The sequence below is a fragment of the Variovorax sp. PvP013 genome, from assembly GCF_050435945.1.
Taxonomy (GTDB): Bacteria; Pseudomonadota; Gammaproteobacteria; order Burkholderiales; family Burkholderiaceae_C; genus Variovorax.
Map to the genome: position 1 here is coordinate 356,077 of NZ_JBNDLF010000002.1, position 18,678 is coordinate 374,754.

Consider the following 18,678-nt stretch of genomic DNA (forward strand, 5'->3'; position numbering starts at 1 on the left):
CGCGGGCGCCGCCCTACCAGGCGCGCGCGACCTCGGCGAAGCCGCGCGGGGCGCGCCGCTCGTCGTCGAAGGTGACGATCTCGTAGGCGTCGGGGTGCGCGAGCAGTTCGCGCAGCAGCTTGTTGTTCATCGCATGGCCGGAGCGGAACGCGCTGTAGGAGGCCAGCAGCGGCCGGCCGACCACGTACAGGTCGCCCATGGCGTCGAGGATCTTGTGCTTGACGAACTCGTCGTCGTAGCGCAATCCACCGGCGTTGAGCACCTTGGTGTCGTCCATGACGATGGCGTTGTCGAGCCCGCCGCCGAGCGCCAGGCCGCGGCTGCGCATGTACTCGACCTCCTTCGTGAAGCCGAAGGTGCGCGCGCGCGCGATGTCGCGGCTGTACGAGCCCAGGCCGAGGTCGAACTCGAAACGCTGGCCGGTGGAGTCGACCACGCGGTGGTCGAAGTCGATCTCGAAACTCAGCTTGAAGCCGTGGTGCGGCTCCAGCCGCGCCCACTTGGCGTCGGCGTCCTGGCCCTCGCGCACCTCGACGGGCTTCAGGACCTTGATGAAGCGCCGCGGCGCCTTCTGCAGCTCGATGCCCGCGCTCTGCAGCAGGAACACGAACGACGACGCCGAGCCGTCGAGGATGGGCACCTCGTCGGCCGTGATGTCGATGACCAGGTTGTCGATGCCCAGGCCGGCGCAGGCCGACATCAGGTGCTCGACCGTCTGCACCTTGGCACCGCTGCGCGAGACCGTCGAGGCCAGCCGCGTGTCGGTCACGGCTTCGGCCGTCATCGGGATGTCCACCGGCTCGGGCAGATCGACGCGGCGGAACACGATGCCGGTGTCGGGCGCCGAGGGCCGCAGCGTGAGTTCCACGCGCTGGCCGCTGTGGAGCCCGACGCCGACGGCGCGGGTGATGGTCTTGAGGGTTCGTTGTTGCAGCACGGCGGCGATTTTAAGAGTGGGGACGCCGCGCCGCGCCGCCGGTGCGGCTATGCCCGCCATAGGCGCGGGCACGCGCGAACGCCATCAGTCCGCCTGGCGGCGCAGGAACGCCGGGATCTCGAAGTCGTCCATGCCGCCCGAGGACAGCGCGTCGACCTTGGCCGCGGCCATGGTGCGGTTGGTGCGCCACACGCTGGGCACCGCCATGCCCTCGTAGTTGGGCTGGTGGTGATGGTGACCGGGCTGGCCCATGCTGCCGGCGGCCATCGGGAACGGGATGTTGTCGGTGCCGGTGCGGATGACCTCGAGCGCCGGTGCCTGGCGGCGCGCGTCGGTGGGACGCGACAGGCCGGTGGCGACCACGGTCACGCGCATCTCTTCGCCCAGGCTGTCGTCGTACGCGGCGCCGTAGATGACATTGGCTTCGGGCGAGGCATAGGCGCGGATGGTGTTCATCGCCAGCTTCGATTCCGACAGCTTCAGCGAGGCCTTCGACGCCGTCACCAGCACCAGCACGCCCTTGGCGCCCGAGAGGTCGATGCCTTCGAGCAGCGGGCAGGCCACGGCCTGCTCGGCGGCGATGCGGGCGCGGTCCGGGCCATTGGCCGAGGCGGTCCCCATCATGGCCTTGCCCGGCTCGCCCATGACGGTGCGCACGTCCTCGAAGTCGACGTTCACGCCGCCGTACTCGTTGATGATCTCGGAGATGCCGCCGACGGCGTTCTTGAGCACGTCGTTGGCGTGCGCGAAGGCCTCGGCCTGCGTCACGTCGTCGCCCAGCACGTCGAGCAGCTTCTCGTTGAGGATCACGATCAGCGAGTCGACGTTGGCTTCCAGCTCGGCCAGGCCCTCGTCGGCGTTGCTCATGCGCTTGCCGCCTTCCCAGTCGAAGGGCTTGGTCACCACGCCGACGGTCAGGATGCCCATCTCCTTGGCCACGCGCGCGATCACGGGGGCCGCGCCGGTGCCGGTGCCCCCGCCCATGCCAGCGGTGATGAAGAGCATGTGCGCGCCGTCGATGGCGCTGCGGATCTCGTCGATCGCCGCCTCGGCCGCCTCGCGGCCCTTGGCCGGCTTGCCGCCCGCGCCCAGGCCGTTGCTGCCCAGCTGGATCAGCTTGGGCGCGTTGCTGCGCGAGAGCGCCTGCGCGTCGGTGTTGGCGCAGGAGAACTGCACGCCCTGCACGCCGCGCTCGATCATGTGCGCGACCGCGTTGCCGCCGCCGCCGCCCACGCCGATGACCTTGATCTGCGTGCCCTGGTTGAACTCTTCCACTTCGATCATTTCGATGGCCATTTCTGACTCCTTGAATTTGCTGTTGCCGTTGTTTCTGAAAGCTGCGTCGTCTGCGGCACGGGGCCGGCGGGGTGCGCGAGAGGCGGGCCGGTGCGTCGCCATCGCTCGTTGAAGTGCAGGGGTGTGCGGCGGCGTGCGAACCCCAATGTGTGGTCGGGCATGGCTAGAAGTTCCCCACGATGAAGTCCTTGAAACGGCCGAAGGCGGTCTTGACCGACCCGTTCTTCTGCGCCACCTTGTAGCCGCGCATGCGCCCGAAGCGCGCCTCCTCCAGGAGGCCCATGACGGTGGCCGCGCGCGGCTGCGCCACCATGTCCGACAGCGCGCTCGAATACTTCGGGATGCCGCGACGCACGGGCTTGAGGAAGATGTCCTCCCCCAGTTCGACCATGCCCGGCATCACCGCGCTGCCGCCGGTGAGCACCACGCCCGACGACAGCACCTCCTCGTAGCCCGACTCGCGCACCACCTGCTGCACGAGCGAGAAGATCTCCTCGACGCGCGGCTCGATGACGCCGGCGAGCGCCTGGCGGCTGAGCATGCGCGGGCCGCGGTCGCCCAGGCCCGGCACCTCGACCTGCGTGTCCGGGTCGGCCAGCAGCTGCTTGGCGCAGCCGCTCTCGACCTTGATGTCCTCGGCGTCCTTGGTCGGCGTGCGCAGCGCCATGGCGATGTCGCTGGTGATGAGGTCGCCGGCGATCGGGATCACGGCCGTGAAGCGGATCGCGCCGTTGGTGAAGATGGCGACATCGGTGGTGCCCGCGCCGATGTCCACCAGCACCACGCCGAGCTCGCGCTCGTCCTCGGTCAGCACCGCCAGGCTCGAGGCCAGCGGGTTGAGCATCAGCTGATCGACCTCCAGGCCGCAGCGGCGCACGCACTTGATGATGTTCTCGGCCGCGCTCTGGGCCCCGGTGACGATGTGCACCTTGGCCTCCAGCCGCATGCCGCTCATGCCGATGGGCTCCTTCACGTCCTGCCCGTCGATGACGAATTCCTGCGGCTCCACCAGCAGCAGGCGCTGGTCGCTGGAGATGTTGATGGCGCGCGCCGTCTCCACCACGCGGGCGACGTCGGCGGCCGTCACTTCCTTGTCCTTGACCGCCACCATGCCGCTGGAGTTGATGCCGCGGATGTGGCTGCCGGTGATGCCGGTGTAGACGCGGCCGATCTTGCAGTCGGCCATCAGCTCGGCTTCCTTAAGGGCCTGCTGGATGCTCTGGACGGTGGCGTCGATGTTCACCACCACGCCGCGCTTGAGGCCATTGCTCGGCGCGACGCCGAGGCCGGCGAGCTTGAGCGCGCCGCCGCCGAGCACCTCGGCCACGACCACCATCACCTTGGCGGTGCCGATGTCGAGACCGACGACGAGGTCCTTGTATTCCCTGGCCATGTATGTGTGTCCTCGCTGTTCGCTTATTTCTTCTTGGGTGGCTCGGTCACGACGGTGGTGACGCCGCGCATGCGCAGCGCGTAGCCCTCGTGGTGACGCAGGTCGGCGCCCTCGATCGACGCCACAGTGCGGCCGTACTGGGCCGCCACCTGGGCCACCGTGCGCAGGAAGCGCTCGGTGCGCGCGGCGACCTCCTCGCTGCGTCCGCGTCCGAGTTCGATCAGCGCGCCGGTGTCGAGCACCACGTGCCAGCTGCCGCGGCTCGACAGGCCGAGCTCCTCGATGCCGATCTCGTAGGGCGCGAACAGCGGCACCATCATGCGGTACATGCCCAGCACCTGCCCGGCCTGCTCGGGCGGGCCGTCCAGGCGCGGCAGCTTGTCGTCGATCTCGCCCGCGTCGGCGTCGAAGATCTCGCCGAAGCCATTGACCATCTGCGCGCCGGTGTCGGCGCCCCAGTGCGCGACCGGCACGTGCTCGACCAGCGTGGCGCGCAGCTTGTTGGGGAACTCGCGCCGCACCACCGCCTGCCGCACCCACGGCACGGACTCGAAGGCCGCGCGGGCGCGCGCCAGGTCGACGGTGAAGAAGTTGCCGGTCAGCTGCGGCGCGACGCTGGCGCGCAGCGTGGCGGCGCTGTTGTGCGCGACCTCGCCGTCGACCTTGAGCGCGACGATCGGGAAGAAGGGCTGGCGCAGCACCCACCACGCGCCCGCGCCGACCAGCGTCAGCGCGAACAGCACGAACACCAGCGTCGCGGTGAAGTTCATCAGCCGGATGTCGAAGGGGGTGGGCGCGGTGGTGGCCATGGTCAGTGCGCGCCCGCCGAATCGAGCGTCGCCGCGGCGAGCACGCGCAGGCAGAGGTCCTCGTAGGCGATGCCGGCGGCGCGCGCGGACATCGGCACCAGCGAGTGGGTGGTCATGCCGGGCGAGGTGTTCATCTCCAGCAGGAAGGGCTTGCGGTCGCTGGCACGGATCATGACGTCGGCGCGGCCCCAGCCGCGGCAGCCGAGCGTGCGGAAGGCCGCCAGCGTGATGCGGCGGATCTCCGCCTCCTCGGCCTCGGGCAGGCCGCTCGGGCAGTGGTACTTCACGTCGTCGGTGAAGTACTTGTTCTGGTAGTCGTAGGCGCCCTCAGGGGCGGCGATGCGCACCACCGGCAGCGCCCGGGCCGCGGCGCCCGCGCCCAGCACGGCGCAGGTCACCTCCTCGCCCTCGATGAATTCCTCGCACAGCACGTCGGCGTCGTACTTCGCCGACAGCGCCACCGCGTCCTGCATCTCCGAGTAGCCGCGCACCTTGGTCACGCCGATGGACGAACCCTCGCGCGGCGGCTTGACGATCAACGGCAGGCCCAGCACGTCGGGCACCGCGCGCACCTGCTCGGGACCCTGCAGGTCGGCCGCCAGGCGCACGTAGCGCGGCGTGGGCAGGCCGTCGGCCAGCCAGATGCGCTTGGTCATGACCTTGTCGAGCGCCACGCTGGAGGCCATCACGCCCGAGCCGGTGTAGGGGATGCCCAGCAGTTCCAGCGCGCCCTGCACCGTGCCGTCCTCGCCGTGGCGGCCGTGCAATGCGATGAAGCAGCGCGCGAAGCCTTCGCGCTTGAGTTCGACGAGGTCGCGCTCGGCCGGATCGAAGGCGTGGGCGTCGACGCCGCGCGCGCGCAGCGCCTCCAGCACGCCGGCGCCCGACAGCAGCGAGATCGGCCGTTCGGCCGAGGTGCCGCCCTGCAGCACGGCGACCTTGCCCAGCGCGGCGACGTCGATCGCCGGCGCGGCCAGGGCGTCGATGGTGTTCGTTGTCGTCGTCACAGGACGCGTCCTTCCCGCGTGAACTGGCCCGAGGCCGGGGGCGGCGCCGCGCCGCCGAGCTCGACCACCCGGCCCGGCACGGCGCCGATGGAGCCGGCGCCCATGCACACCACGACGTCGCCGGCGCGGGCGTTGTCCAGCACCGCCTGCGCCATGGCGCCGATCTCGTCGACGAACACCGGCTCGACCTTGCCCGCCACGCGCAACGCGCGCGTCAGGGCACGGCCGTCGGCCGCCACGATCGGCGCCTCGCCGGCGGCGTAGACCTCGCCGAGCAGCACGGCGTCGGCCGTGCCCAGCACCTTGACGAAGTCCTCGAAGCAGTCGCGCGTGCGGGTGTAGCGATGCGGCTGGAAGGCCAGCACCAGCCGGCGGCCCGGAAAGGCCCCGCGCGCCGCGGCGATGGTCGCGGCCATCTCCACCGGATGGTGGCCGTAGTCCTCGATCAGGGTGAAGCCGCCGAAGTCGCCCGCGTTGGCCACGGCCACGTCGCCGTAGCTCTGGAAGCGCCGGCCGACGCCCTTGAAGTCGGCCAGGCCCTGCAGCACCGCCGCGTCGGGCACGTTGAGCTCGACCGCCACGGCGATCACCGACAGCGCGTTGAGCACGTTGTGCTCGCCGGCGAGGTTGAGCACCACGTCCAGGTCGGGCAGCGTGACGCCGTTGCGGCGCTGCGCCGTGAAATGCATCTGCGCGCCGACCGCGCGCACGTTGACCGCGCGGACCTGGGCTTCCTCGTTGAAGCCGTAGCTGGTGACCGGGCAGGTCACCTGCGGCACGATCTCGCGCACGGCGTCGTCGTCGGTGCACAGGATGGCCACGCCGTAGAACGGCATGCGGTGCAGGAAGTCGACGAAGGCCTTCTTCAGGTTGCCGAAGTCGTGCCCGTAGGTCTCCATGTGGTCGGCGTCGATGTTCGTGACCACCGCCATCACCGGCAGCAGGTTCAGGAACGAGGCGTCGGACTCGTCGGCCTCCACCACGATGTAGTCGCCGCCGCCCAGCTGCGCGTTGGCGCCGGCGCTGTTGAGCCGCCCGCCGATGACGAAGGTCGGGTCGAGCCCGGCGGCGGCCAGCACGCTGGCCACCAGGCTGGTGGTGGTGGTCTTGCCGTGCGTGCCGGCGATGGCGATGCCCTGCTTCAGGCGCATCAGCTCGGCCAGCATCATGGCGCGCGGCACCACCGGGATGCGCTTCTCGCGCGCGGCGACGACTTCCGGGTTGGTGGCCTGCACGGCGGTGGAGGTGACCACCGCGTCGGCGCCCGCGATGTTCGACGCGTCGTGGCCGACATGGGTCGTGATGCCCAGTTCGGCCAGGCGCCGCAGCGTGGCGCTGTCGGACAGGTCGGAGCCGGAGATGCGGTAGTCCAGGTTGAGCAGCACCTCGGCGATGCCGCTCATGCCGGCGCCGCCGATGCCGACGAAGTGGATGTGGCGGATGGCGTGCTTCACGACGCGCGTCCCTCGCGTGCGGCCCGGCGCGCGGCGCGCCGGTCGGCCAGCTCCTCGCAGGCGCGGACCATCCGGTCGACCGCCTCGGTCTTCTTCATCGTGCGGGCGCACTGCGCCTTGTCCACCAGCGTGGAGCGTTCGGTTGTCTGTAGCAAATCGGCCAGGAGTTCGGGGGTGAGGTCGGTCTGGGCGACCAGCCAGCCGCCGCCCGCCTCGACGAGGAAGCGCGCGTTGGTGGTCTGGTGGTCGTCCACCGCCGACGGGAAAGGCACGAACAGCGCTGCTGCGCCGACGGCCGCGATCTCGGTGACGGTGCTGGCGCCCGCGCGCGCGACGATCAGGTCGGCGTCGGCATAGGCGGCGGCGGTGTCCTCGATGAAGGGGGTGAGCTCGGCCGCGACGCCGGCGGCGGCGTAGTTGGCGCGCAGCTCGTCGATCTGCTTGGCACCGCTCTGGTGGACCACGCTCGGCCGGGATTCCGGCGCGATGCGCGCGAGCGCCTGCGGCACGATCGAATTGAGCGCGCGCGCGCCCAGGCTGCCGCCGACCACCAGCAGCTTCAGCGGCCCGGTGCGGCCGGCGAAGCGCGCGGCCGGCTCGGGCTTCGTCACGAAGGCGGCGCGCAGCGGATTGCCGATCCATTCGGCGCCCTTGACGACGTCCGGGAAGGCCGTGAAGACCCGGTGGGCGACGAGCGCCAGCACCCGGTTGGCCAGTCCGGCGACCGAGTTCTGCTCGTGCAACACCAAGGGCCGGCCCACGAGCGCGCTCATCAGGCCGCCCGGGAAGGTGATGTAGCCGCCCAGGCCGACCACCACGTCGGGCTTCACGCGGCGCAGCACGCCCACGCTCTGCCAGAAGGCGCGCAGCAGCCGCACCGGCAGCAGCGCCAGGGTCAGCGCGCCCTTGCCGCGCAGCCCGCCGAACTGCACGGGCTCGAAGGCGAAGCCGCGCGGCGGCACCAGCTGCTGCTCCATGCCGCCCGGCGCGCCCAGCCAGTGCACGCGCCAGCCGCGCTCGCGCAAGGCCTCGGCCACGGCGAGGCCCGGGAAGATGTGGCCGCCGGTGCCGCCGGCCATGACGAGCGCCGTGCGGGTCACAGGCGGCCGCCGCGCATCAGCACGCGGTTCTCGTAGTCGATGCGCAGCACCACGGCCAGCGCCACCAGGTTCATCAGGATGGCCGAGCCGCCGAAACTCATCAGCGGCAGGCCCAGGCCCTTGGTCGGCAGCGCGCCCAGGTTCACGCCCATGTTGATGAACGACTGGAAGCCGATCCAGATGCCGATGCCCTGCGCCACCAGGCCGGAGAACACCCGGTCCAGCGAGATCGCCTGGCGGCCGATGTGCATCACGCGGCGCGTGAGCCACAGGAACATGCCCAGCACCAGCAGCACGCCGACCAGGCCGAACTCCTCGCCCAGCACGGCCAGCAGGAAGTCGGTGTGGGCCTCGGGCAGCCAGTGCAGCTTCTCGACGCTGCCACCCAGGCCGACGCCGAAGACCTCGCCGCGCCCGATGGCGATGAGCGAGTGCGACAACTGGTAGCCCTTGCCCAGCGCGTGTGCCTCGCTGAACGGATCGAGGTAGGCGAACAGCCGCTCGCGCCGCCATTCGCTGGTCATCACCATGACACCGAAGGCGACCAGCATCAGCGCGGCGATGACGAAGAACATGCGCGCGTTGACGCCGCCCAGGAACAGGATGCCCATGGCGATCACGGCGATGACCATGAACGCGCCCATGTCCGGCTCGGCCAGCAGCAGCATGCCGATGATCACCACGGCCGCGCCCATCGGCCAGACGGCGCGGAAGAAGTGCTCCTTGATCTCCATCTTGCGCACCATGTAGCTCGACGCGTAGAGCACCATGGCCAGCTTGGCGAGTTCGGAGGGCTGGAAGTTCATGATCCCCAGCGGCAGCCAGCGCCGCGCGCCGTTGACCACCCGCCCGACGTGCGGCACCAGCACCGCCACCAGCAGCAGGATCGACAGCACGAACAGCCAGGGCGCGACGCGCTCCCAGGTCTTCATCGGGATCTGGAACGCCAGCAGCGCCGTCACGAAGGCGATGGCGATGAACAGGGCGTGGCGCACCAGGTAGAAGGTCGGGCCGTTGCCCGCGCGGGCGAAGCGCGGGTTGTCGGCCATGGCGATGGAGGCCGAATAGACCATCACCAGCCCCCACGCCATGAGCGCGAAGGTGACCCAGACGAGCGCCTGGTCGAAACCCAGCACGCGCACCGGCGCGGCCTTGGTCTGCGCCACGTCGGCGCCGCCCAGGCGCACCGGCAGGTGCATCGGCAGGGCGTCGATGCCCGACTTGGCGGCACGGCCGAACCAGCGGCGCAGGCGGCCGGCGGGGGCGTCGGACGTCTCGGGCGCGTCGACGGGAGCATCGGCCGTGGCGGCGTTGCGGCTCATGAATGGTTCTCCTCGGTGTCCCGCTGCGACGACGCCGTCGCGGACGCGTCGGCCAGCGCCTCCACCGCCGCCACGAAGACGGCGGCGCGATGGGCGTAGTCCTTGAACATGTCGAAGCTCGCGCAGGCCGGCGACAGCAGCACCGCGTCGCCCGGCCGCGCCTGTCGCGCGGCGAGCGCCACGGCCTCGTCCATCGAGGCGGCGCGCAGCAGCGCGACGCCGGTGGCCGCCAGCGCGCGCTCGATCAGCAGCGCGTCGCGCCCGATCAGCACCACCGCGCGCGCGAAGCGCTCGACCGGGGCGGCCAGCGGCGCGAAATCCTGCCCCTTGCCCTCGCCGCCCAGGATGGCGACGACGCGGCGCTCGGCCCCCAGGCCGCCCAGCGCGGCGACGGTGGCGCCGACGTTGGTGCCCTTGCTGTCGTCGAAGTACTCGACCTCGTCGACGATGGCGACCGGCTCGACGCGGTGCGGCTCGCCCCGGTACTCGCGCAGGCCGTAGAGCACCGGCGCGAGCGCGCAGCCGGCCGCGCCGGCCAGGGCCAGCGCCGCCAGGGCGTTCTGCGCGTTGTGCTGGCCGCGGATGCGCAGCGCGTCGGCCGGCATCAGGCGCTGCAGCACGATCTCCTCCTCGGCGGCGGCGGCGCCGCGCCGGCGCTTGAGGGTCTCGTCGGCCTCGAACGCGCGCACCAGCCAGGCCATGCCGTTGACGTGCTCGATGCCGTAGTCGCCGGGGCGCCGCGGCAGCCCGGCGCCGAAGGTGACGTGGGCGCGCACCCGGGGCCGCTGCAGCCGCACGCGCACCGGCGCGGGCAGCATGGCCATCACGGCCGGGTCGTCGCGGTTGAGCACCATCAGGCCGTGCGCGCCGAAGACGCCGGCCTTGGCCGCCGCGTAGGCCGCCATGTCGCCGTGCCAGTCGAGGTGGTCCTGGCTGAGGTTGAGCACCGTGGCGGCGGTCGGCTCGAAGCCGCGCACGCCGTCGAGCTGGAAGCTGGAGAGTTCGAGCACCCAGACCTCGGGCAGCGTGCCGGCGTCGAGGTGACCGGCGAGCGTGTCGAGCAGGGTCGGGCCGATGTTGCCGGCCACGGCCACGGTCCGGCCGGCGCGCTCGACCAGCTGGCCGGTGAGCGAGGTGACGGTGGTCTTGCCGTTGGTGCCGGTGATGGCCAGCACGACCGGGCGGTAGCCGGCCGGTGCCGGGGCGGCCTCGGGCACGACGGCCGCCGTCGGAGCCTCTTCGTCGGCCGACGCGACGGGCGCGGTCACCGACAGCTCGGCGATGCGGGCGACGAAGGCGGCGGCCTCGCGCGCGGCGGAGTGCGGCGACGCGGTCGCGGCGCGGGCCGGCGCGGACGACGACGACGCGTCGGCCGCGACCGGCAGTCCGGTGGCGCCGGGGATCTCGGACGATCCGGGCGCGGCGGCCGGGGCGGGATCGGGCACCGATCCGGGCGCGACCTCGGGGCCGGGCGGATCGGCGGGCGCGGAACCGGGTGCGGCGGCGGGGCCGGTCTCGGTGCGGGGCTCGACTTCGGGCTCGGAAGGCGTGGGGGTCGGCCGGGGCGCCTCCGGAGTCGGGGCGTCGGCGTCGGCCGCCACGACCGGCCGGCCGGCATCGGCATCGGCGTCGAGTTCCGCGTCGGTGTCAGCCGGACCTTCGGCACCGGCTTCCGGCGCGGCGTCCACGCCGTCGACCTCGCGCAGGTCCCGCAGCGCCTGGGCGAAGAGGTCGAGTTCGCCGCCCACGACGAGGCCGATGGCGCGCGCCGCGTCGACGACCGGCGCGATGTCCGCGGGCGCCAGCCCGGGCGAGCGGTAGACCGCGCGCACCGGCGTGCCCTCGATCAAGGCGGCGGAGAACGCGCCGCCGACGAAGGCCGCGTCCGTCGCGTCGCGGTGCAGGGCCGCGCGTTGCGGCGGCGCCTCGCGCGTGTCGGCCACCGTCACGTGCGCGCCGTGGCGCGCGCACCAGCGCGCCATCGCCAGGCCGGAGGCGCCCAGGCCCAGGATCAGCACGTGGAGGTCGTGGAGGTGCTTCATGGCGTCAGCGCAGCTTCAGGGTAGCGAGGCCCACGAGGCACAGCAGCATCGTGATGATCCAGAAGCGCACGACCACCTGGGTCTCGCGCCAGCCGCTCTTCTCGAAGTGGTGGTGCAGCGGCGCCATCTTCAGGATGCGCCGGCCCTGGCCGAAGCGCTTCTTGGTGTACTTGAAGTACGTGACCTGCGTCATGACCGAGATCGCCTCGACCACGAAGATGCCGCCCATCACGAAGAACACGATCTCCTGGCGCACGATGACCGCGATGGTGCCCAGCGCGCCGCCGAGCGCCAGCGCGCCCACGTCGCCCATGAAGACCTGCGCCGGGTGGGTGTTGAACCACAGGAAGGCCAGTCCCGCGCCGGCCATCGCCGAGCAGAACACCAGCAGTTCGCCCGAGCCCGGGATGTGCGGAAACAGCAGGTAGCGCGAGTAGACCGCGCTGCCCGTGACGTAGGCGAACACGCCCAGCGCCGAACCGACCATCACCACCGGCATGATCGCCAGCCCGTCGAGGCCGTCGGTCAGGTTCACGGCGTTGCTGGAACCCACGATCACCAGGTAGGTCAGGATCACGAAGCCGATGCCGCCCAGCGGATAGCTGATCTCCTTGAACAGCGGCACCAGCAGGTTGATCTTGGGCGAGAACTCCAGCGCGAAGCCCGAGCGCACCCACGTGGCGAAGAGTTCCAGCACGCGCCAGTTGGAGCTCTCGGAGATGCTGAAGAGCAGGTAGAAGCCCGCCACCAGGCCGACGAGCGACTGCCACATGTACTTCTCGCGCGAGCGCATGCCCTCGGGGTCCTTGCGCACCACCTTGCGCCAGTCGTCGACCCAGCCGATGGCGCCGAAGCCCAGCGTCACCCACAGCACGATCCAGACGAAGCGGTTGGCCAGGTCGAACCACAGCACGGTGGAGAACGCGATGGCGAAGAGGATCAGCACGCCCCCCATGGTGGGCGTGCCGCTCTTGGAGAGGTGCGTCTCCATGCCGTAGCCGCGCACCGGCTGGCCGATCTTGAGCAGCGTCAGGCGCCGGATCACGAACGGACCGGCGGCCAGGCCGAGCAGCAGCGCGGTCAGCGCCGACATGAGGGCGCGGAAGGTGAGGTACTGGAAGATCCGCAGGAACCCGAACTCGGGGGACAGCGTCTGCAACCATTGGGCCAGGCTCAGCAGCATGCGGTCTCGCGCGGTGCATGACGATTCCTCATGGCCGGCCTCCCTGTTGCCCACTTGCCGTGGCGGCGGTGGCCGCCGACGCGGCGATGGCCTGCGCCACCCGCTCCATCCTCATGAAGCGCGAACCCTTGACCAGCACGCTGGCCGTCCCGGGCAGGCGCGCCAGCACGGCGGCGTTGAGCGGCTCGACGGCGTCGAAGTGCCGGCCGTCGATGCCGCCGGCGGCGGCGAAGGCCGCGACGCTGCCGGCCGATTCGTCGCCCAATGCGAACAGCGTCTCGACGCCGCGCTCGCGCGCCCAGGCGCCGACCTCGGCATGGAAGCGCGCGCCCTGGTCGCCGACCTCGCCCATGTCGCCCAGCACCAGCAGGCGCGGGCCCGGCAGCGCGGCCAGCACGTCGATGGCGGCGCGCACCGAATCGGGATTGGCGTTGTAGGTGTCGTCCACCAGCGTCAGCGTGCGGCCGTCGGCGCGCGCGATCTCGCTGGCGCGCGAGCGGCCCTTGACCGGCTCGAAGGCGGCGAGCCCCTGCGCGATGTGGTCGAGCGACACGCCCGAGGCCAGCGCGCAGGCGGCCGCCGCGAGCGCGTTGAGCACGTTGTGATGACCGGCGATGCGCAGCGTGGTGGCCAGCGCGCCGACCGGCGTGCGCGCCGCGACGCGCCAGGCGCCGCCCTGCCACTCGGCATGCTCCAGGGCGACGTCGGCATCGGCCTGGACGCCGAAGGTCAGGCAGCGACGCGCGGCGCCCTCGTGCGCCAGCGAGCGCCACAGCGGCGTGAATTCGTCGTCGTGCGGGAACACGGCGGTGCCGTCGGCCGGCAGCGCCGGGAACACGGCGCCGTTCTCGTGCGCCACGGCCTCGACCGTGGCCATGAATTCCTGGTGCTCGCGCTGCGCGTTGTTGACCAGGGCGATGGTCGGACGGGCGATGGCGGCCAGCCGCGCGATCTCGCCCGGGTGGTTCATGCCCAGTTCCACCACGCCCAGGCGGTGCGCCGCGCGCAGGCGCAGCAGTGTCAGCGGCACGCCGATCTCGTTGTTGAAGTTGCCCTCGGTCGCGAAGGCGCGCTCGCCGCAGGCCGCGCGGTGGATCGACGCGATCATCTGCGTGACGGTGGTCTTGCCGTTGCTGCCGGCCACCGCCACCAGCGGCAGCGCGAACCGCGCGCGCCAGCCGGCGGCCAGCGCGCCGAGCGCGGCCAGCGTGTCGGGCACCTCCAGGCCGGGAAGGCCGGCGGCCTCGAGGCCGCCGTGGGCGATCGCCGCGACGGCGCCGCGCGCGCGCGCATCGGCCAGGAAGGCGTTGGCGTCGTGACGCTCGCCCTTGAGGGCGACGAACAGGTCGCCCGCGGCCAGCGTGCGGGTGTCGGTATGGACGCGCGAAAAGGGCGTCGCGGCGTCGCCGACGATCCGCGCGCCCGGAATCCACTGCAGCGCCCCACCCAGCGTGGTCATGGCGCTCATCGATGTGCTCTCTTCTTCAACGACGAAACTCTCTCTCTGGTTCATGCGACGCTCCCGCGCGCGAAGGCTTCGAGCGCGTGCGCCCGGTCGGAAAACGCAATGCGTTCGCCCGCGATCTCCTGCCAGGCCTCGTGGCCCTTGCCGGCCACGAGCACGACGTCGCGCGGCGCGGCCTCGGCCAGCGTGCGGGCGATGGCGGCGGCGCGGTCGGACTCGACCCAGGCCGCCTCGGGGCGCGCCAGGCCGAGCAGGATCTGCCCGAGGATCGCGGCGGGCTTCTCGCTGCGCGGGTTGTCGCTGGTGAGGACGAGGCGGTCGGCGCCGCGCTCGGCGACGGCGCCCATGAGGGGCCGCTTGACGGCGTCGCGGTCGCCGCCGCAGCCGAAGACGCACCACAGCGCGCCGCCGCGCGCGTCCGCGAGTGGGCGCAGGCCGGCGAGCGCCTTGTCCAGCGCGTCGGGCGTGTGGGCGTAGTCGACCACCACCAGCGGCCGGCCGGGCGCCTCCACGCGCTCCATGCGGCCGGGCACGCTGTCGAGCCAGCGGCAGGCGTCCGCCGCCTGCGCTAGGCTCAGGCCGAGGGCGCGCAGCGTGCCGATCACGCCCAGCAGGTTGGCGACGTTGTAGTCGCCGATGAGCGCCGTCTCCAGGCGCACCGGGCCCGGCGCCGGTTCGCCGGCGACGGGCGTCTCGCGGACCTCGAAGCCCAGGCCCTGCGCGCCGTAGCCGACCGCATGGGCCGACAGGCGCGCCGGCGCGCCGGTGGCCGAGACGGTCCAGACGTCGAGCGCGCCGGTGCCGCGGTCGATCAGCTCGCCCACCAGCGCGGCGCCGTGCACGTCGTCGATGTTGACCACCGCCGCGCGCAGGCCCGGCCAGCGGAACAGCTCGGCCTTCGCCTCCCAGTAGGCGTCCATGCTGCCGTGGTAGTCGAGGTGGTCCTGGGTGAAGTTGGTGAACACCGCCACCGCGATGCGCGTGCCGTCCAGGCGCCGCTCGGCGATGCCGATGGAGGACGCCTCGATCGCGCAGGCTCCGAAGCCGCGGTCGGCGAAGTCGCGCAGGGCGCGCTGCAATGCGACCGGGTCGGGCGTGGTGAGGCCGGTGGAGACCAGCGTCGGCGGCACGCCGATGCCCAGCGTGCCGATCACGCCGCAGGGCGTGGGCAGCAGCACGCCGGCGTCGGCGGCCTGCGTGCCCGACAGCGCCTGGGCCAGCCACCAGGCGGTCGAGGTCTTGCCGTTGGTGCCGGTCACCGCGATGACGTCGAGCTGGGCCGAGGGCACCAGGTGGAAGGCGGCGGCGACCGGGCCGGTCGCGGCCTTGAGTCCGAGGTAGGCGGCGACGCGCTCGTCGCCGGGCGCGACGCCGAAACCGGTCTCGAAGACCTCGACCCCGTCGCGCTCGACCAGGCAGGCCACCGCGCCGCGCGCCAGTGCCGCCGCGACGTGGACGCGCCCGTCGGTGGCCGCGCCCGGCCAAGCGACGAAGCCGTCGCCCGCGCCGACCGCGCGGCTGTCGGCCTGCAGGGTGCCGCGCACGCGGTCCTGCAGCCAGCGGGCGGCGTCGTGCGGGTTGTCGAAGGTCTTCATGAGGGTCATGCGGTGGTCGTCCGGGCTCAGAAGCTCTCGTCCACGCCCTGCGTCACGACCAGCGGCTTGACCGCCAGATCGGGCGCGACGTTCATCGTGCGCAGGGTCTGCTGCACCACCTCGCTGAAGACCGGCGCGGCGGCCAGGCCGCCGAAGTACACGCCGTCGCTCGGCTCGTCGATCATCACGCCGACGATGATGCGCGGCTTGTCGATCGGCGCCATGCCGGTGAACCAGGCGCGGTACTTGTTGCTCGCGTAGCCGCGGCCGACCTGCTTGTGAGCCGTGCCCGACTTGCCGCCCACCGAGTAGCCCACCGTCTGCGCGAGCGGGCCGGTGCCGCCGGGCGCGGCGGCCATCTGCAGCATCTTGCGCACCGCGCGCGCGTTCTCGGCCGAGAACACCGGCACGCCGACGGCCGGCTCGGGGCTGCGCAGGATGGTCAGCGGGATCAGCCGCCCGTCGTGCGCGAACGAGGTGTACGAGTGCGCCATCTGGAACAGCGACGCCGACAGGCCGTAGCCGTAGGCCATGGTCGCCTGCTCGACCGGCTTCCAGTTCTTCCACGGCCGCACCCGGCCGGTGACGGCGCCGGGGAACTGGATCTGCGGCTTCTGGCCGTAGCCCAGCGCCGTGTAGGTGTCCCACATCTCGTGCGGCGTCATCTTCTGCGCGATCTTGAGCGCGCCGACGTTGCTCGACTTCTGGATCACGCCCTCGACGCTCAGGGTGCCGTAGTTGTGCGTGTCGCTGATGGTGAAGCCGCCGAGCTGGTAGCGCCCGGGGCCGGTGTCGATCAGGGTCGACGGCCGGATGCGGCCGGCCTCCAGCGCCATGGCGACGGTGATCGGCTTCATGGTCGAGCCGGGCTCGAAGGTGTCGGTCAGCGCGCGGTTGCGCAGCTGCTCGCCGGTGAGGTTCTGGCGCTTGTCGGGCACGTAGCTCGGGTAGTTGGCCAGCGCCAGCACCTCGCCGGTGACGGCGTCGAGCACCACCACGCTGCCCGCCTTGGCGCGGCGCGTGGTCACGGCGTCGCGCAGCTTCTGATAGGCGAAGAACTGCACCTTGCTGTCGATGCTCAGCTGGATGTCCTTGCCGTCGAGCGGCGGCACGGTCTCGCCCACGCCCTCGACGACGCGCCCGAGCCGGTCCTTGAGGACGCGGCGCGAGCCCGCGCGACCGGCGAGGTCGCGGTCGAACTGCAGCTCGATGCCTTCCTGGCCGTGGTCCTCGACGTTGGTGAAGCCCACCACGTGCGCGGCGGACTCGCCGTTGGGGTACTGGCGCTTGTATTCCTTGCGCTGGTAGATGCCCTTGATGTTGAGGTCGGCGATCTGCTTGGCGATGGGCGCGTCGACCTGGCGCTTGATCCAGACGAAGGTCTTGTCCTCGTCCTCGAGCTTCTTGTCGAAGTCCTTCTGCGGCATCTCCAGCAGCTTGGCGACCAGCTTCAGCTTGGTCTTGACGTCCGGGTCGTCGCGCTCGATGTCCTCCGGAATGGCCCAGATGCTCGGGGCGATCACGCTGGAGGCCAGCAGCAGGCCGTTGCGGTCGAAGATGCGACCCCGGCTGGCCGGCATCTCGAGCGTGCGCGCAAAGCGCACCGCGCCCTGGCGCTGGAAGAAGTCGTTGCCGATGACCTGCACGTAGGCCGCGCGGCCGGCCAGCACCACGAAGCCTAGCGCGATGGCCGCGACGATGAACCGGCTGCGCCAGACCGGCGTCTTGCTCGCGAGCAAGGGGCTGGTCGTGTACTGGACGCTGGGACCGCGGCGCGCCATCAGCCGGCCCTCCGCGCGGAGGTCGCGACCGCCGGCCGGGCCCCGGCCGGCATCGCGGGCGCGGCCTGCGGGATCGGCGGGATGACCGTGCCGTCCTGGCGCACGTACTGGGTGATGGCGGGCGTCGTGGTGCGCATCTTCAGTTGCTCCTTGGCCAGTTTCTCGACCCGCAGCGGCGTGGCCTGCGCCTGCTTCTCGACCTGCAGCCGCTCGCCGTCGACCTCCAGCCGTCGCCCCTCGGTGGTGAGGCGGTCGAGCTCGGTGAACAGCAGGCGCGAGCGGTACTCGGTGTGCACGAGGTAGAGCGCCGAGGCGAGCACGGCGATCAGCAGGAGGACGTTGAGGCGGACCATGGACGTCAGGCCTCCCCGGTGCGCTCGGCCACGCGCAGGATCGCGCTGCGCGAGCGCGGGTTGGCCGCCACCTCGTCGGCGGACGGCCGGATGCGCGAGAGCGAGCGCAACCGCATCGCCTGCGGCGCGGCGAAGGGGGCGCGGCGGTCGTACACCTCCTTGGAGTGCCGGGCGATGAACTGCTTGACGATGCGGTCCTCCAGCGAATGGAAGCTGATCACCGCCAGCCGGCCGCCCGGCGCCAGCACCTTCAGGCTCGCTTCGAGTGCCTGTTGCAGCTCTTCAAGCTCGGCGTTGATGAAAATCCGAAGAGCCTGAAATGTGCGCGTTGCAGGGTTCTGGCCCGGCTCGCGGGTTTTGACCGTGCCAGCCACGAGCTCGGCCAGCTCGGCGGTGGTTGAAACTGGGCCCCGCTCCTGTCGGCGAGCATCAATCGCCTTTGCAATCTGAACAGCAAACCGTTCTTCCCCATAGTCACGAATCACCTCTGCAATCTGCTGTGTCTCGGCCGTCGCCAGCCAGGCGGCCACGCTCTCGCCGCGCGTGGTGTCCATGCGCATGTCGAGCGGACCGTCGAAACGAAAAGAAAAACCCCGTGCGGGGTTGTCGATCTGCGGCGAGCTGATGCCCAGGTCCATCAGCAGTCCGGCCACGCTGGCCGGCTCCAGTTCCCCGAGGTTGGCGAAGCCCTGGTGGCGGATCGAGAAGCGGCGGTCCTCGATGCGGGCCGCCGCGGCCACGGCCTCGGCATCCTTGTCGAAGGCGATCAGCCGACCGGCCGGCGCCAGGCGCTCCAGGAGACGGCGCGCGTGCCCGCCGCGCCCGAAGGTGGCGTCGACGAAGGTGCCTTCGAGCGCCTGCGCGGGACGCTCGGCCACGAGCGCCTCGACCGCCTCGTCGAGGAGCACGGTCGTGTGGGTCCATGGGATGGTGGTGTCCAA

Annotated in this window: 15 protein-coding genes; all 15 read right to left on the reverse strand. The window is 71.7% G+C overall.

The window, feature by feature from the left end; translation table 11 throughout:
• Nucleotides 1-13: 13 nt before the first annotated feature.
• The 15 genes from lpxC to rsmH all read right to left on the reverse strand — a co-directional run bounded on the left by lpxC (nt 14) and on the right by rsmH (nt 18,678).
• A complete protein-coding gene (lpxC, locus tag ABID77_RS09490; RefSeq protein WP_429594273.1) occupies nt 14-937 on the reverse strand; it encodes a UDP-3-O-acyl-N-acetylglucosamine deacetylase in 924 nt (307 codons plus the stop codon).
• Between the two features lie 84 nt (nt 938-1,021).
• Nucleotides 1,022-2,233 (reverse strand): cell division protein FtsZ, encoded by a 1,212-nt coding sequence (gene ftsZ / locus ABID77_RS09495; protein WP_429594276.1) that lies wholly within the window; start codon nt 2,231-2,233, stop codon nt 1,022-1,024.
• A gap of 163 nt (nt 2,234-2,396) precedes the next feature.
• Nucleotides 2,397-3,626: a cell division protein FtsA gene (ftsA, locus tag ABID77_RS09500; RefSeq protein WP_429594278.1), complete on the reverse strand. Its 1,230-nt coding sequence runs from the start codon at nt 3,624-3,626 to the stop codon at nt 2,397-2,399.
• Nucleotides 3,627-3,649: 23 nt separating this feature from the next.
• A complete protein-coding gene (locus ABID77_RS09505) occupies nt 3,650-4,435 on the reverse strand; it encodes a cell division protein FtsQ/DivIB (protein WP_429594281.1) in 786 nt (261 codons plus the stop codon).
• Nucleotides 4,436-4,437: 2 nt separating this feature from the next.
• Nucleotides 4,438-5,397, reverse strand: a complete 960-nt coding sequence (locus tag ABID77_RS09510; protein WP_429594768.1) for a D-alanine--D-alanine ligase — start codon at nt 5,395-5,397, stop codon at nt 4,438-4,440.
• Between the two features lie 41 nt (nt 5,398-5,438).
• Nucleotides 5,439-6,896 carry a UDP-N-acetylmuramate--L-alanine ligase gene (gene murC / locus ABID77_RS09515; protein ID WP_429594284.1) on the reverse strand — a complete coding sequence of 486 codons (1,458 nt, stop codon included), beginning with the start codon at nt 6,894-6,896 and terminating at the stop codon, nt 5,439-5,441.
• Nucleotides 6,893-7,975 carry an undecaprenyldiphospho-muramoylpentapeptide beta-N-acetylglucosaminyltransferase gene (gene murG / locus ABID77_RS09520; protein ID WP_429594771.1) on the reverse strand — a complete coding sequence of 361 codons (1,083 nt, stop codon included), beginning with the start codon at nt 7,973-7,975 and terminating at the stop codon, nt 6,893-6,895. The genes murC and murG overlap by 4 nt, the downstream gene beginning before the upstream one ends.
• 17 nt (nt 7,976-7,992) lie before the next feature.
• Entirely contained in the window at nt 7,993-9,195 is a 1,203-nt protein-coding gene (ftsW, locus tag ABID77_RS09525; RefSeq protein ID WP_429594773.1) for a putative lipid II flippase FtsW, read from the reverse strand.
• Between the two features lie 119 nt (nt 9,196-9,314).
• On the reverse strand, nt 9,315-11,360 hold the full coding sequence (gene murD, locus ABID77_RS09530; protein ID WP_429594287.1) for a UDP-N-acetylmuramoyl-L-alanine--D-glutamate ligase: 2,046 nt from the start codon (nt 11,358-11,360) through the stop codon (nt 9,315-9,317).
• A 4-nt stretch (nt 11,361-11,364) separates the two neighbouring features.
• Nucleotides 11,365-12,543, reverse strand: coding sequence for a phospho-N-acetylmuramoyl-pentapeptide-transferase (mraY, locus tag ABID77_RS09535; RefSeq protein ID WP_429594290.1), 1,179 nt, complete (start codon nt 12,541-12,543; stop codon nt 11,365-11,367).
• Between the two features lie 28 nt (nt 12,544-12,571).
• A complete protein-coding gene (locus ABID77_RS09540) occupies nt 12,572-14,011 on the reverse strand; it encodes a UDP-N-acetylmuramoyl-tripeptide--D-alanyl-D-alanine ligase (protein WP_429594293.1) in 1,440 nt (479 codons plus the stop codon).
• Nucleotides 14,012-14,052: 41 nt separating this feature from the next.
• A complete protein-coding gene (locus ABID77_RS09545; RefSeq protein ID WP_429594776.1) occupies nt 14,053-15,603 on the reverse strand; it encodes a UDP-N-acetylmuramoyl-L-alanyl-D-glutamate--2,6-diaminopimelate ligase in 1,551 nt (516 codons plus the stop codon).
• A gap of 26 nt (nt 15,604-15,629) precedes the next feature.
• Entirely contained in the window at nt 15,630-17,384 is a 1,755-nt protein-coding gene (locus tag ABID77_RS09550) for a peptidoglycan D,D-transpeptidase FtsI family protein (RefSeq protein WP_429594296.1), read from the reverse strand.
• Nucleotides 17,384-17,737 (reverse strand): cell division protein FtsL, encoded by a 354-nt coding sequence (gene ftsL, locus ABID77_RS09555; protein ID WP_429594299.1) that lies wholly within the window; start codon nt 17,735-17,737, stop codon nt 17,384-17,386. The genes ABID77_RS09550 and ftsL overlap by 1 nt, the downstream gene beginning before the upstream one ends.
• Nucleotides 17,738-17,742: 5 nt before the next feature.
• Complete coding sequence (gene rsmH / locus ABID77_RS09560; RefSeq protein ID WP_429594303.1) at nt 17,743-18,678, reverse strand: 16S rRNA (cytosine(1402)-N(4))-methyltransferase RsmH; 936 nt, start codon at nt 18,676-18,678, stop codon at nt 17,743-17,745.

Bases quoted from the DNA above. Each gene is read 5' to 3' on its own strand.
- ftsZ (WP_429594276.1), bottom strand. From the start codon at position 2,233: ATGGCCATCGAAATGATCGAAGTGGAAGAGTTCAACCAGGGCACGCAG.
- ftsA (WP_429594278.1), bottom strand. From the start codon at position 3,626: ATGGCCAGGGAATACAAGGACCTCGTCGTCGGTCTCGACATCGGCACC.
- ABID77_RS09505 (WP_429594281.1), bottom strand. From the start codon at position 4,435: ATGGCCACCACCGCGCCCACCCCCTTCGACATCCGGCTGATGAACTTC.
- murG (WP_429594771.1), bottom strand. From the start codon at position 7,975: ATGGCCGGCGGCACCGGCGGCCACATCTTCCCGGGCCTCGCCGTGGCC.
- ftsW (WP_429594773.1), bottom strand. From the start codon at position 9,195: ATGCACCTGCCGGTGCGCCTGGGCGGCGCCGACGTGGCGCAGACCAAG.
- murD (WP_429594287.1), bottom strand. From the start codon at position 11,360: ATGAAGCACCTCCACGACCTCCACGTGCTGATCCTGGGCCTGGGCGCC.
- mraY (WP_429594290.1), bottom strand. From the start codon at position 12,543: ATGCTGCTGAGCCTGGCCCAATGGTTGCAGACGCTGTCCCCCGAGTTC.
- ABID77_RS09540 (WP_429594293.1), bottom strand. From the start codon at position 14,011: ATGAGCGCCATGACCACGCTGGGTGGGGCGCTGCAGTGGATTCCGGGC.
- ABID77_RS09545 (WP_429594776.1), bottom strand. From the start codon at position 15,603: ATGAAGACCTTCGACAACCCGCACGACGCCGCCCGCTGGCTGCAGGAC.
- ABID77_RS09550 (WP_429594296.1), bottom strand. From the start codon at position 17,384: ATGGCGCGCCGCGGTCCCAGCGTCCAGTACACGACCAGCCCCTTGCTC.
- ftsL (WP_429594299.1), bottom strand. From the start codon at position 17,737: ATGGTCCGCCTCAACGTCCTCCTGCTGATCGCCGTGCTCGCCTCGGCG.